12 protein-coding genes are annotated in these 13861 nt (G+C 54.6%); 5 read left to right on the top strand and 7 right to left on the bottom strand.

The window, feature by feature from the left end:
- Positions 1-222 precede the first annotated feature (222 nt).
- The 5 genes from FIV00_RS23635 to FIV00_RS23655 all read right to left on the bottom strand — a co-directional run bounded on the left by FIV00_RS23635 (position 223) and on the right by FIV00_RS23655 (position 6161).
- Positions 223-1344: a PQQ-dependent sugar dehydrogenase gene (locus tag FIV00_RS23635; RefSeq protein WP_209006681.1), complete on the bottom strand. Its 1122-nt coding sequence runs from the start codon at positions 1342-1344 to the stop codon at positions 223-225.
- Positions 1345-1443: 99 nt separating this feature from the next.
- Positions 1444-1761 (bottom strand): chorismate mutase, encoded by a 318-nt coding sequence (locus FIV00_RS23640; RefSeq protein WP_152503054.1) that lies wholly within the window; start codon positions 1759-1761, stop codon positions 1444-1446.
- An 87-nt stretch (positions 1762-1848) separates the two neighbouring features.
- Positions 1849-4140, bottom strand: coding sequence for an NADP-dependent malic enzyme (locus FIV00_RS23645; RefSeq protein WP_152503055.1), 2292 nt, complete (start codon positions 4138-4140; stop codon positions 1849-1851).
- A gap of 111 nt (positions 4141-4251) precedes the next feature.
- Positions 4252-4896, bottom strand: a complete 645-nt coding sequence (locus tag FIV00_RS23650) for a ceramidase domain-containing protein (protein ID WP_152503056.1) — start codon at positions 4894-4896, stop codon at positions 4252-4254.
- A gap of 38 nt (positions 4897-4934) precedes the next feature.
- Positions 4935-6161: a PLP-dependent aminotransferase family protein gene (locus FIV00_RS23655; protein WP_152503057.1), complete on the bottom strand. Its 1227-nt coding sequence runs from the start codon at positions 6159-6161 to the stop codon at positions 4935-4937.
- Between the two features lie 187 nt (positions 6162-6348).
- Between FIV00_RS23655 and moaB the strand changes: the two genes are divergently transcribed.
- From moaB to FIV00_RS23670, 3 genes are read left to right on the top strand one after another with little or no spacing between them, the layout of a single operon-like run.
- Entirely contained in the window at positions 6349-6906 is a 558-nt protein-coding gene (gene moaB / locus FIV00_RS23660; protein ID WP_152503058.1) for a molybdenum cofactor biosynthesis protein B, read from the top strand.
- A 3-nt stretch (positions 6907-6909) separates the two neighbouring features.
- Positions 6910-7410, top strand: a complete 501-nt coding sequence (locus tag FIV00_RS23665; protein ID WP_152503059.1) for a GNAT family N-acetyltransferase — start codon at positions 6910-6912, stop codon at positions 7408-7410.
- A 42-nt stretch (positions 7411-7452) separates the two neighbouring features.
- Positions 7453-8421 carry a glutathione S-transferase family protein gene (locus FIV00_RS23670; RefSeq protein ID WP_152503060.1) on the top strand — a complete coding sequence of 323 codons (969 nt, stop codon included), beginning with the start codon at positions 7453-7455 and terminating at the stop codon, positions 8419-8421.
- A gap of 265 nt (positions 8422-8686) precedes the next feature.
- Here FIV00_RS23670 and FIV00_RS23675 read toward each other — a convergent pair whose 3' ends face one another.
- Positions 8687-9598 (bottom strand): LysR family transcriptional regulator, encoded by a 912-nt coding sequence (locus tag FIV00_RS23675; protein WP_152503061.1) that lies wholly within the window; start codon positions 9596-9598, stop codon positions 8687-8689.
- Between the two features lie 113 nt (positions 9599-9711).
- On the opposite strand from FIV00_RS23675, the gene FIV00_RS23680 reads away from it, so the two are divergent.
- Positions 9712-10908 carry a CynX/NimT family MFS transporter gene (locus tag FIV00_RS23680; RefSeq protein WP_152503062.1) on the top strand — a complete coding sequence of 399 codons (1197 nt, stop codon included), beginning with the start codon at positions 9712-9714 and terminating at the stop codon, positions 10906-10908.
- Positions 10909-11177: 269 nt separating this feature from the next.
- Here FIV00_RS23680 and FIV00_RS23685 read toward each other — a convergent pair whose 3' ends face one another.
- Complete coding sequence (locus FIV00_RS23685; protein WP_152503063.1) at positions 11178-12500, bottom strand: adenylate/guanylate cyclase domain-containing protein; 1323 nt, start codon at positions 12498-12500, stop codon at positions 11178-11180.
- A 408-nt stretch (positions 12501-12908) separates the two neighbouring features.
- Here FIV00_RS23685 and FIV00_RS23690 point away from each other — a divergent pair, with 408 nt between their 5' ends.
- Positions 12909-13793, top strand: coding sequence for a hypothetical protein (locus FIV00_RS23690; protein WP_152503064.1), 885 nt, complete (start codon positions 12909-12911; stop codon positions 13791-13793).
- The last annotated feature ends 68 nt before the right edge of the window (positions 13794-13861 follow it).

The following is a 13861-nucleotide window of genomic DNA, read 5'->3' on the forward strand; positions in this document are numbered from 1 at the left end:
GCCAGACCCTCGCGTGAATTGGGAACTGTTTGAGCCCCTCATTAGGCTCATGTTTGGGCAATCGGGAAGCGGCAGCCAGGAAACCGGTTGGCTTCCAGAAATCTTCGGCGCGCTGTCTGCTCACGCGGCAGCGATTGCTGGCTGCTATATCGTCTTAGCAGCTGCAAAAGTCAAGCCAGACAGCCTGAAATCCCTTTAATGTTCAAACCTGTCGTTAACGGATCAGGGAACCAGCCGGATCAGACGACCATCATCGCTGTCTGTCAAAACATAGATGTAACCATCCGGACCCTGACGCACATCTCGGATTCGCTCACCAAGATCCGTGAGCAACTGCTCTTCGCCAACAACTTCGTTGCCGCTCAGATCCAGTTTGGAAAGATGCTGGCCGCGCAATGCCCCTACCAGCAGGTCACCCTTCCAGTCAGGGTAGGTATCGCTTGTAACAAAAGCCATGCCTGAAGGTGCAATTGACGGATCCCAGTAATGAATGGGTTGCTCCAAACCGGGTTTGGAAGTGCCTTCGCCAATCTTGCCGCCCGAGTAATGACGTCCATAGGAAATGATCGGCCAGCCATAGTTTTTGCCAGCTTCCGGAATGTTGATTTCATCCCCTCCACGGGCTCCGTGCTCTACGGTCCAAAGAACACCCGTAGCCGGATTGATCGCAGCACTTTGCGGGTTACGGTGACCAATTGACCAGATTTCCGGCTTGTAGCTGTCGTCGCCGACAAAGGGATTGTCAGGTGCCGGCGAGCCATCGGTTGTCAGGCGCAACACGGAGCCAGTGTGGTCCGAAGTCACCTGGGCCCTGTCGCCGTCCCCCCTGTCGCCGATCGTCATGAACAACGTGCCATCCGGAGCAAAGGCAATCCTGGAGCCGAAGTGCCGCCCCCCGTAAGCCTTGTTGTTGCCGGCAAAAATCGTCTCGCCTTTCAGCGCGTAGCCGCCGCTTTGAGTTTGCTCCAGCACGGCTTTGAACAAAGATGTTCCGGCCCCTTCCGGAGACCCTTGCGAGAAGGTCAGGTACACAGTGGCATCATTTTCGAAATCCGGACTAAGCACAACATCCAGAAGACCACCCTGGCCTTGAGCGAACACCTGCGGCACACCTTCGACGATCCGCTGACTGCCGGTGGCATCGACGTGCTTGAGGGCACCGTCGCGCTCGGTTACCAGAAAGCCACCGTCCGGCAGCATGGCAACGCTCCAGGGATAGGACAGTCCCTCTGCAACAGTCTCCAGATTGAATGAAGATTGAGCTGCCACTGGAAGCGTTGTGGCCCCCGTCAGGGAAATGGACATCGCGGCAAGTACAGGCAGGCAAAACGTCCTGAATTTCATGAGGTGTTCCGTCCTTGAGCTGACCAACAAGTGACCACATAGGTAGGCACTTTGCCGCCAGTTGACAGCGTCAGCCATGCAAATAACGGAAAAGTCACCTCACGAGGTTACCGCGTCGCCGGCCAAACGCGCGGAGATTGTCCGCTTTTCGTAAGCGACATTCCAATCAATCAGGGTGCGCCAGATCAGCTCGGCCTGGTCGCTTTCCAGACCCAGCGCCGCTGCCCGCTCTTTGATTGCAGCAACCATGGTTTCAATACGTTCATGGTCGAATGCCTCTTCAGGCCTTTTCTTCAGTTCCGCCATACGGCGCACATATTCTTGCCTGCGGGCAAAAATCTGCAGGAGATCGTCATCGAGCTTGTCGATGGCTGTGCGGATGTCGGATTTGTCGACGCAATCTGCTGGGTGTTTCACTTGGTTGACGCTTTGGTGGACAGAACAGAAGCGAACCGGATGTACCGGCTCGCGTCAGCAAAGGGAATGCGCAAATTGAAGCAGCGATCAGCTTGTCCGGGTTTGTGCTTCCACGCTGGCCAGCGCTGACATGTTCACGACGCCCCGAGAGGTTACGGACGGCGTCAGAATATGAGCTGGTTGCGCAGTTCCTAGAAGGATCGGCCCGACGTGCAGAGCTTGTGTGGCCACCTTCAACAGATTGTGGGCAATGTTGGCGGAATCGAGGTTCGGAAACAGCAGGAGGTTCGCCTCACCCGTCAGTTTGCTGTTGGGCATGACGCGTTCACGCAAGGCGGTACTCAGAGCAGAATCGCCATGCATCTCACCGTCTGCTTCCAGCTCTGGATGACGTTCCCAGATGAGTTCAAGCGCTTCGCGCATCTTGCGCGAGGACGCTGTCTCGCGAGACCCAAAGTTGGACATCGACAGAAGAGCGATTTTGGGCTCGATACCGAACCGGCGGATTTCCTGGGCCGCCAGGATAGCCATTTCCGAGATTTCCTGCGCCGTCGGATCTTCGGTTACGAAGGTATCTGACAGAAACAGAGCGCCCTGGCTGTTGATCAACAAAGACATGGCCGAGAGATCGCGTGCCGTTTCACAAACACCAATGACCTGCTTGATATCCCTCAGGTGACGGGTGTAACGCCCTTCCAGCCCACAGATGACGGCGTCCGCTTCGCCCCGCCGGACCGCCAATGCGGAAATGACGGTGGCGTTCGTGCGCACGACGGTTCTTGCTGCGTCAGGCGGCAGGCCGAGGCGGCCGACACACTCGAAATACTCGTCGACATATTCGCGATAGCGGGGATCATCCTGCGGGTTGACGTATTCAAAATCGACCTCAGGGCGGATTTTCAAACCGAACCGTTCACAACGTTGCTGAAGAACATCGGGCCGGCCAACCAAAATGGGCTTTGCGATCTTGTCCTCGATCAGAACCTGCGCGGCTCTTAACACCCGCTCGTCTTCCCCTTCCGCGTATATGATCCGTTGCGGATCCTTGGTGGCGTTGTGGATGATCGGTTTCATGATGAGGCCTGACCGGAACACGAAGCGGTTCAGCCGGTCGTAATAAGCATCAAAATCCTCGATCGGACGCGTTGCAACACCGGTGTCCATGGCAGCCTTGGCAACAGCTGGTGCAATGCGCAGGATCAGGCGCTGGTCGAACGGTGAAGGTATAAGGTAGTTCGGGCCGAAGGTTTCGGTCTTGCCTCCATAAGCACGCGCAGCGACGTCTGAGGGCTCTTCCTGTGCAAGGCCCGCAATTGCCTCAACCGCAGCGCGTTTCATTTCTTCGTTGATCGTGGTTGCTCCAACATCGAGCGCGCCACGGAAGATATATGGAAAACACAGAACGTTGTTGACCTGGTTTGGATAGTCGGAGCGCCCGGTGCACATCACGACATCACTACGCACTTTCTGCGCCTCTTCAGGCATGATCTCCGGATTCGGGTTGGCGAGAGCAAGGATCAAGGGCCCCTTGCCCATTTTCTCAACCATATGCGGTTTCAGCACGCCGCCTGCGGACAATCCCAGAAAGACATCCGCATTCTCAATGACCTGGTCCAGAGAGCGCAAATCGGTTTTTTGAGCAAAAGCAGACTTCCACTCATCCATGAGCGCTTCGCGTCCTTCATAGACGACGCCCTCAATATCAGTGACCCAGATGTTTTCACGCTTTGCGCCAAGGGAAATGAGCATGTTCAGGCAGGCGAGTGCGGCAGCGCCGGCCCCGGAGGCGACGATCTTGGCATCTTCGATTTTCTTGCCGGCCAGGTGCAGACCATTTCGAACGGCTGCGCCGGCGATGATCGCCGTGCCATGCTGATCGTCGTGAAAGACCGGGATGTTCATTTTCTCGCGCAATTTGGCTTCGATCATGAAGCATTCGGGCGCTTTGATGTCTTCCAGATTTATGCCGCCAAAAGTCGGCTCCAGAACCGAAACGGCGTCAACGAACTTGTCGACATTGTTCTCCGCGACTTCGATGTCGAACACATCAATGCCCGCGAATTTCTTGAAGAGGACAGCCTTGCCTTCCATCACGGGCTTGGAGGCAAGCGGCCCGATGTTTCCAAGACCAAGAACTGCGGTTCCGTTCGAGATCACAGCGACAAGGTTGCCCCTGGACGTGTAGTTGGCAGCCTTTGCGGGATCCTCGGCAATTTCGAGGCAGGGGGCTGCAACACCCGGTGAATAGGCGAGCGCCAGGTCGCGCTGGTTGCCCAATGGCTTGGTGGCGTGGATTTCAAGTTTTCCAGGCCTTGGATGCTCATGAAAATACAGGGCGGCTTCTGTCAGATCGCTTTCGTTGGATTTGCTGTCGCTCATGACTGTCCCTGTCTCCCTGGCATATTTCATTCGGTAGTCTTTTTTCTGCAACTCGCGGCGGCATGGCCCCCAGCCAACTATTGCAGCGATTTGATGAATTGTCTCTGAGCTTTATCCGGCGCGATGCAAAATGAGAACCCGCAACAGTGCAAAGAGCACAATGCTATTCAGGATATGCCACAGGAAATGCGTTCCAACGGCAAAGTGGTTGCAGATTGGCTCATCCAACATGCGGAAAGCCAATGAAAGCGCGAAGACGATGCCCGTGATCAGAACCTGTGCACCAAGCCGAGCATTTTGCGCTCTAAACAATGCCCCTACGACGAAAATCGCAACGAGAGCCGGCACATATCCCGCAGAGGAGCCGACCAGGGGGGCGATTGCTTGAGCGACAAACGGTGTTGCCAGGAAAAACCCGACGACAATCAGCAATGCGAGCCACCAACTGACGGAAAGGAACCGTTTCAGTGCAAAAAACAAATAGACGTGAATGAAAATGGCAATTGGCAAAACGTCTGCGAGGGCCGCCCAACGGGTGGCGAAGGTGTGAAACAGGAATGAGCCGACACCGATAACAAAAACAACACCAATCAGGACAAATGCCGGCCAGTCCTGCGGTGTCTTTCGCCGCCACAGGAAAAACGCGGCAATTGCGGCAACCAGAAAAGCAGCGTTTGTGATGGCGTTGACCGGTTCGGACCAGAAATCGGGCCCAACCCGCTCACAATAGTTGTCGACATGTTCATGCAATGCCATCAGTGACGCACCAATCTGCTGCTTCCATTCAGATCTGCCTACAGCTTGGACGTGACAGTTTCAGCAATCAAGCGGGCCAACCGCGAAACACCTTCTTCAATTTTCCTTTCATCAGCGCAGGAAAAACTCAGCCGCATCGTATTTGCACCGCTGCCATCGGGATGGAACGCTCGCCCTGGAACGAAGGCGACTTTGGCTCTTTCAACCGAGCTCTGCAGCAACTCGGCAGCATCGCATCCAGCCGGCAACTCCACCCAGATAAACATACCCCCTTCAGGTCTGGTCCAACGGCACTCCTCCGGCATGTGCTTTTCAAGCGCTTCAAGCATGGCGTCGCGCCGTGCCCGATAGATCCGGTTTGTTCTGGCCGTGTGGGCGGCAAACTCGCGTTCAGCAACCCTCGCCATGGCATCCTGATTGAGAACGGGTGTGTTGAGGTCGCTTGCCTGCTTGATCAGAACCAGCCTGGAAATCACTTCCGAGGCTGCACAGATCCAGCCTAACCTCAGGCCCGGAGACAGGGATTTGGAAAAGCTGCCGCAATAGAGCGTTCGGCTATTCTCGATACCGCCGGTTTTTTGACAGTCCAAAGCCAGCATCGGCGGCACCGCGTCACCGTCATATCGCAGACTTTCATAAGGAGCGTCTTCGACAACCGCGCAGGACAAATTCTCAGCCAGAGCCAAAATGCGGTGCCGGTCTTCAAGACCGACAGTCAAGCCAGTCGGATTGGCGAAGTCAGGAGACAGATACGCGAACTTGACCCGCCCACCGGTTTCATCCGCCTTTTTCGCATAGTCCGCTGCGGCACGGTTGGTTCCCGGGTCCAGCCGGTCAAATTGCAACTCATATGCGTTGAAGGCCTGAACCGCGCCAAGATAGGTGGGCCATTGGACAAGCGCGGTGTCCCCCGGGGACAAAAACAGCTTGCCGAGATAGTCCAATGCCTGTTGCGACCCGGACGTGATGAGAATGTTTTCTGGCGCGCAATCAACACCAAGTTCGCGCATATGAGCAACAATCCACGTTCTCAGGCGCAAACTGCCTTCGCTCACTCCGTATTGAAGTGCCTTTGCCGCCTCCGTACCACCCAGAATCTCCTCATAGGCTTTCTGGAAACTCTCGGCGGGAAACAGCTCAGGGTCAGGAATACCGCCTGCAAACGAAATCACATCCGGACGGTCCAGCAACTTCAACAGTTCACGAATTTCCGACGCGCGCATTCGACTGGCGCGCTTGGCGTAAAGGCTTTCCCAGGTGGTCATGGCGGGCTCACTGGCTTTCAAAAGAGACAAATTAAGTCAATAATACTGACCTATATGTTTTGCAAGTGTCTCAATCTTGTTATTTTTTGTAATTTTATTACGCGAACATCAATGCAAGTCACACAAGCACAACCGAACTGGACCCTGGGGTCTTGAGTGCCTAAGTGTTGGGGCAAAGGAGTTATTCATGTCACGTCTCGATGAAAGCCGCCCGTTCATTCCGCTCAATATTGCCGTACTGACGGTGTCCGACACACGTTCACTGGATGAAGACAAGTCGGGCAAAACGCTTGCAGACCGGATCAAAAGCGCCGGCCATGCCCTGGCAGACCGCAAGATCGTCAAGGATGACGTTCCGGCCATTCAAGAGATCGCAAAAGCCTGGATCGCGGACAAGGGTGTTGACGTCATTGTCTCTACCGGTGGGACCGGCTTTACCGGTCGGGACGTGACACCTGAGGCCATGGAGCCGCTGTTTGAAAAGCGCATGGACGGATTTTCCGAAGTGTTCCATCGCATTTCCTATGACAAGATTGGAACGTCGACCATCCAGTCCCGGGCAACAGGCGGTGTGGCCGGAGCGACCTACATATTCGTGCTCCCCGGATCAACAGGAGCCTGCAAGGACGCATGGGACGGAATTTTGAAGTGGCAGCTCGACTATCGGCACATGCCGTGCAACTTCGTTGAGATCATGCCGCGGCTCGATGAACATTTGAAACGCGGCAAACTCCAGGAGGCTTGAGAATTGCCGTTTCTCATTCGGGTCGCAGTTCTGAACGATGAGCCGGCTGTTTCAGCATTGCTTCTCAAAAGTTACACAGCTCTGCTCAAGAGTGCTTACGATGCAGCAACTCTTGCCAAGGCTCTGCCGTTGATCACGCGTGCAAGACCTGAGCTACTGAGCTCCGGAAGTTATTATCTGGCGGAAACTGAAGACGGTCAGCTGGTCGGTGCCGGCGGCTGGACAAAGGCATCCCCGACAGGGCGTGGAGAGACGGAAAACAACGGCAACATCCGCCATTTCGGCACGGATCCTGAATTCACTGGTCAGGGAATTGGCCGCCTGTTGATGCAACGTTGCTTTAGCGACGCGAAGTCCCACGGTCTTTCTGAACTGAATTGCTATTCGACACTGAATGGCGAGCGTTTTTACCGCGCTTGCGGTTTTGAAAGTATCGAGCGAGTTCTCGTTCTTTTGCCTGGAGATGTCGAATTTCCTTCCATTCGCATGACCTGCCCCCTGTAACTTCAGCAGCAGCGGCCTAAATCAGCCGGAAAGGAGATTTGAATGGGCATGCTCGTCGATGGCATCTGGGATCCCGATGCAACAGGAGACAGCGTTGATGGCGATCGCTTCGAAAGATCGAAAGCGCAGATCCGGAACTGGATCACACCGGACGGCTCCGCGGGGCAAACGGGGAAAGCCGGGTTTGGTGCAGAAAGCGGCCGCTACCATCTCTATGTTGCCTGGAATTGCCCCTGGGCACATCGCACCTTGTTGATGCGTGCGGTGAAAGGGCTTCAGGATCACATCGGAATTTCCATCCTCGCCCCTAAACGCACAGAGGACGGCTGGGTGTTTGACCCGCAAAGCGGCTATTTTGATGCCCTCTCCGGCGCCGCAGCCCTGCACCAGATCTATGCGAAGGGCACCACTGACTATACAGGGCGGGTCACAGTACCCGTTCTATGGGACACCAGAACCGATACGCTGGTGAGCAACGAGTCGGCTGAAATCATTCGCATGCTCAACAGTGCCTTTCAGGACTTTGCTGAAAATCCGGTCGACTATTACCCGCGTGAGCTGCAGAGCGACATCGACGACTGGAATGCGTTCATTTATCCGAAACTCAACAATGGTGTTTATCGCGCAGGCTTTGCACGCTCGCAAACAGCTTACGATGAAGCGGTAACCGAGGTCTTCGAAGCGCTGGATCGGATTGAAAATGTGCTTGAGACTCGCTCCTGGTTGACGGGAGAAAGGATCACGGAGGCCGACATACGTCTCTTTCCGACGCTGGCACGGTTTGATGCCGCTTATTGGAGCGCCTTCAAATGCAATAAACGCAGATTGATCGACTACCCGCATCTGTGGGCCTATGCCCGCCGTTTCTTTGCCCTAAAAGGTGTCGCCGACACGGTCAAGCTCGACATTTACCGGAGAGGCTACCACTCCAAAAGCGAGCTGCGAAACCCGAACGGTATTGTTCCGCTTGGACCGATCGTCGACTTTTATGAGCCGCTAGAAGCAGCCTAGGCCTTAGGCTCATCAATCGCCGGATGGCAGCAGGCTTGACGAAGGCGAGGCAGAATTGGCGCGTTTAACCGCCATTTGGCGTTGGAGAAAGTCCGTCCTATTTTCAGCGCTCGTTTGCGGAGCTTCAATATCAGCGTCACCCCGGACATTGCGACTTTGTCCGTTTGGTCGACCGGCGTCTGAAAGGCCAAAGTGACCCATACTGCTTTCCGGGCAATTGTCTGCAATACGCGTCAGGCCGATTGATAAGGCAGCAGGAGTATTTCTATTCCCCGATCTCCCAAGGGGCCGTTATCGCGAATTCACCTCGAAGAGTATCTAGGAAATCTTCGGCTCGCCGAGACAGCGGTCTGGCTGCCGGGCGAACCAGTTTTGCGTCTCGTCCATAGGTGCGGTGATCGTCCAGTACTGTCTCCAACGTCCCCTCCAGGATTGCATCGTTACAAACGAAACTGGGTTCCAGGCAAACACCCAGACCTGCTTTGGCCGCATCAACCAGGACGGTTCCATTGTTGGTGACAATGCGCGGTGATAGCCGCACATCCAGTTTTTGCCCGTTCGGGCGTGAAAACTGCCAGCGCGCGGGATCGGGTCCAACACGATACGCGAGCGCTGGAAACCCAGTCAGATCTTCTGGTGTGGTTGGGCGACCATACTGATCCCAAAAGGCCGGGCTGGCTGCGACGACGTAGCGGACGGAAAAAAGTGGTTCCGAAGTCAGCGCCGGATCATCCAAATGCCCGAGACGTATTGCGAAATCAAATCCCCCTTCGATCAAGTCGACGGGCCGATCACTCAATTCAATGTCGAAATGGATCTCGGGGTTTGACGCTGCAAACTGATTGGCAAGTGGTGCCAGGTAGCGCACACCGAAGGCGGGTGGGCAAGCGACACGAATGAGGCCTTTGATTGGTCTGTCTTGACCGGAAATCGCGCTGTCTGCTTCGTTCAGATCAGATATCAGCCGCAGACAGTGAGCGTAGTATTCTCTCCCTCTTTCCGTGGCCTTTACGCCGCGCGTCGAGCGAAGCGTAAGTCTGACACCAAAACGTGCTTCCATTTCGTCGACCCTGCGGCTGACTGCTGAAATCGCCACGCCCTGGCGTTCAGCTGCAGCTGAAAACGAGCCTGTTTCGACGACGGCCACAAATGCTTCAATCTCGGCAAATCTATTCATTTGCTTTCCAAAAATTAGATATCAGATCTCAAATTAACACATCTACCGCAAATTATTAGGAATTGTATTGTCAGCCGATCCACGCTCTCGAATTGCCACTAGAGGAGCAAACTGTGCGACGGCGCTCTCAATCATTTCCGATTTTCACACTGGCTATCTTGTGGCTGGTCGGCTGGACACTGCGCGTGCCGGTTTTGGCCACACCACCTTTGGCAACCCGTGTTGCGGAATCCTATGGGTTGGAAGCTATGGGTATCGGAGCTTTGACCATGTTGCCTGTGGTCGCCATTGCCTTTGGCGCGATTCCCGCGACACTTCTGATCGGACGCTTCGGTTTGAAAGCTGCAATTATTTTTGGCGTCTTGCTGATGGCGGTGGCGTCCACCGCACGCGGATATGCGCCTTCGAGTCTGATGCTTTTTGCGGTTTCTGTTCTTATGGGATTTGGCGTTGCCTTATTCCAGACTGCTTTACCTGCGGCGACCAGAGTGTGGACGCCCGGTCACATTGCACTCGGCAATGCCGTCTACCTGAACGGTATGATGGTTGGGGAAGTGTCTGGGGCTGGATTGACCTTGCCTTTGGTGCTGCCGCTGGCCGGAGAAGATTGGCGCATGGCATTGTTTTTGTGGTCTGTTCCCATCTTGCTTATTTCGTTGGCCGTGACATTCGTACGAGCACCCAAAGATACCAATACTGCGCCCGAAGCCGGTGTGAAGGATCTGGCATCGACTGCATCATTGCCAAACTGGAACGACACCCGCGTATGGCAATTTGGTTTGCTTCTTGCCGGATCGGTTGTCCTGTTTTTTGTCATCAACTCATATATTGGCGTGATACTGGATGCACGAGGTGAGCGCGAAGCACTTGCCTGGTTACTGTTGCTCTACAATGTAACACCCTTGCTGGCTTCTTTCGTAGTGTTGGCAAGTCCAGGTTGGATTGGCAGGCGGAGGCCGATAGCGGCATCTGCCGGATTGGCCGTGATTGGACTTGCTCTATTTACCTTCCTCTCCGGATGGGCTTCTTGGTTGGGTGCTCTGCTCACTGGGTTCGCAGCATCGGTGGAACTCATCCTATTGGTATCGCTGCCAGCCGTCATTGCAAAAGGAAGAGCTGTCACGCAGCTGACTGCGGGAATGACTTTGATCGGCTACGGCATTGCATTTCCACTGCCTATGATAGGTGGCTGGTTCGCTGAACACCTTGGCTGGCTGGAAATCTCTCTGATCCCGTCCTTGGTGTTCGGGGTTGCCGTTCTGATCCTGGCAGGAGAGCGCCGGTTTCCCGCCTACATCTGGGCACGATAAGTGACGCTGGCTGTCTAAAGTGGTCGATGACCAAGTGACGACCAAGGTTGCCATTGTCCGCAGTTCGGCCGTTTGACCCAATCGCAACGAGCACCTGACCTCGGCAGGTAAGCGTGAAGCAGTTAGAGCTCGTTGCGGGGATGCAGTACAGTCTGTCACCCCAACAACAACGAATGGCAAGCGCAATTCGAAACGGCCCTTCAACCTTGCTTCGGAAAATGACTTTTCCCCCAGACGGACATATGGTCCAACACGGCGGGTAACCTCTTCTATGCCAAGCTGTAGATGTCCACAGGCTCGCTGATGCCGCGCACATCGACCTGGCCGACTTTCGAGAGACCGCTCTCATTGGCCCCTGCAACTGTTGTCCCAGAAACCAGGATCAACGTTCCCTGTTCCTTGTTTAACGCTTCTAGGCGCGAGGCGAGATTGACCGCCTCACCATAGACGGTATAGGCAGCCCGACCTCCACCACCGACATTTCCAGCAATCACGGGGCCAGTGCTTACACCCACCCGAATCTCCAACCTCTCGCCTGCGAACGTGGTAGATTGCACTAGCTTCAATAGATCGACAGCGGCATCGATCCCATGTTGTCTGTGCTCCGGATCTTCTGCGGGCACGTTGAAGGTAGCAAGCACAGCATCGCCGATAAATTGGGTCACGACCCCGTTGTGCGTGCCGATCACTTCAGAGGCGGCTTCGAAGTAGGCGTTGAAAGTATCAACAATAGCCTGCGCTCCTTTGGTCTCGGTCAGCGCCGTGAACCCCGCTACGTCCGCAATAAGGACCGTTGCTTCCCTTTCCACCGGGGCCAATGCTCCTTCATGCTGGATCATGGAATCGGCAACCGATTTGGGGACAAAGCGGCCGAACAATTGCGAAATCGACGCAACGCCCCGTTCTGCCTCCAATTGGCGAAGAACAACACCACGTGCCCGTCGCATGACGATAGCAATGAGCGTTGCCACGACGAAAAAGATCGTAGCCTCTTGCAACCGCGTGCCCGAGGCCGCGAAATCTACGTCCAGAAAGACGGCGAGAAATTCTTCCGGCGTTGGATTCATCGGGATATCACCCCATTCCAAAATCCGCTCCATACCCGAGCGAATGTATAAAAATGCCGCCATCCATCCGACCGCGCCCGCCACACCCGACCAGAAAACAAGGCCCGGTGAAAAACTGAACGCGGCAACGGCCAGTATGAGAAAATAGAAGGGGAACACTTGAAACCGGAAGATCATTACCTGCGGTACCTGACTTACAGGTTCGGCGGGCAGGAAGGCCACTGCTGCACTCAGCAAGAAAACATCGATGGTGATAAAGACGTATTTCACCCAGGGCCGGTCAATGGACGATCCGATAATGCGGAAATGAAGCAGCCCGAGCGCTACGAATACCAAACCGCCAAGGATGAAGTCCGGCGCCCGTTCGGCACCGCGGGTGAGCGCCATAAAGGTCGCAACGAACACGACCGTAATGATCCTGCCCTTGATGGCCAGCTTCAATCCCGCCTGCTCGGCAGCGTAGAACATCTGGTCGGATTCTGTCTCTTTGGTGTCGCTGTTCATGACCCGGAGCATGACCGTCATAAACCAAATTTCAAACTACAAAGTGACTGAGTAATTTCAACGTGTTTCACCTATTGCGTGTTGGCTTCGCCCACAAAAAGCACTCTGATTGCTATTGTGTGATACGTCCGCTTCCTGCTCGAATTTCAAATTCAGCGCACCGCACCCAAGACCCTCCCTAGGCCCTAACCAGAAGTTCACCGTACCAAAAACAATACAGCTGCTTTGAACTGTCGTATCGGGCGGGAGTCGGTATTCCCTTTGCTTCTGAAAGCCGTCATTCATCGCAGTCGGATTGAATTCACAAGTTTGGCGTGGACTAGCCGTTCATTGTGGATCGGATCCACTAAACCTCTTCAGGAGTGCTTTTTTCAAAAGGAGGGCGTTCCTGACAATACGTAGATGACATATATTGGTCTGGAAGAATGAGTGACCAAACAGAGACCGGAGACTGAAGTGTCACCAAGCAAGGGCCGCGTTGAAAGACTGATTGATGCGATAGGCGCAGAGTTCCAGTCTCATCTTATCGACTTGTGGAACACCTCCACGGTGTTTGATATTCAGGATGGCGGCGTTCAAAAGATGATCTCACGCGAAGCGCCATTTGGCGTCATTGGGATCAAGATCCTGATGCGCAATCCGGGAGAGGTAAATCGTCTTTTTGAGCATCAATGGAATTTCAGCATCGGGATCACCGGATGTGAATTCACGCTTTTGGATGTCGATTACCAGAACGACGTTTGGATCGGTGATGTGAATTTCGCCGAATTCGCAGGGCATGAACACATTGCCTACAAATCGGTTGAACACATGATTGCCTTTCAGGGCGATGATTACGGCGTCGGAAAAGTCTTCGTCGAAAAAATTGGGGCTCTCTGCCCCAGCCTGCTTGAAAAGCCACCCTTGTTCTTTCGACTGCCGCGCAGGGCGCCACCTGCCTACAGATTCACGGCAGCACCCAAGGCCGTTCGAGAGGAAGTCGGCCTTTCACCTGATGACGGCATGGTCCTGATTGAGGCGATGATCAAGGAACACGGGATTGAACCCTATACGATCCTTCTGTCCTGCCATTCTGATGAAAACTTCTGGCTGGTTGACCTCCCTGAAGCGCTTGTCGACCGTTACCAGCATGGCCTGATTGATCCGAGCCTTGGTGAACACCATTCAAATCTCGAGGTTGGGGTTTCCATTACGGCAGAGGCTCTGAGGAACAAGGTCCGGCAGAAACCAAACAGCGCAGTGCGTGACAAAGGCGTCTTTTTCTCCATGTCCGGTAGCGGTTCTGCGTCAGGTTACTTGAACGGATTGAATTGATTTTGAGTTGTCTCGGGACATTTTTCGCTGCGAGAAGGCACGCAATTCCCGACTACTTCCACACCAAC

The organism is Labrenzia sp. THAF82 (assembly GCF_009363435.1).
GTDB classification, from domain to species: Bacteria; Pseudomonadota; Alphaproteobacteria; order Rhizobiales; family Stappiaceae; genus Roseibium; species Roseibium porphyridii.

Coding starts and splice junctions, on each gene's coding strand:
- FIV00_RS23675 (WP_152503061.1), bottom strand. CDS start 9,598: ATGAATAGATTTGCCGAGATTGAAGCATTTGTGGCCGTCGTCGAAACA.
- FIV00_RS23635 (WP_209006681.1), bottom strand. CDS start 1,344: ATGAAATTCAGGACGTTTTGCCTGCCTGTACTTGCCGCGATGTCCATT.
- FIV00_RS23645 (WP_152503055.1), bottom strand. CDS start 4,140: ATGAGCGACAGCAAATCCAACGAAAGCGATCTGACAGAAGCCGCCCTG.
- FIV00_RS23670 (WP_152503060.1), top strand. CDS start 7,453: ATGGGCATGCTCGTCGATGGCATCTGGGATCCCGATGCAACAGGAGAC.
- FIV00_RS23655 (WP_152503057.1), bottom strand. CDS start 6,161: ATGACCACCTGGGAAAGCCTTTACGCCAAGCGCGCCAGTCGAATGCGC.
- FIV00_RS23685 (WP_152503063.1), bottom strand. CDS start 12,500: ATGACGGTCATGCTCCGGGTCATGAACAGCGACACCAAAGAGACAGAA.
- FIV00_RS23650 (WP_152503056.1), bottom strand. CDS start 4,896: ATGGCATTGCATGAACATGTCGACAACTATTGTGAGCGGGTTGGGCCC.
- moaB (WP_152503058.1), top strand. CDS start 6,349: ATGTCACGTCTCGATGAAAGCCGCCCGTTCATTCCGCTCAATATTGCC.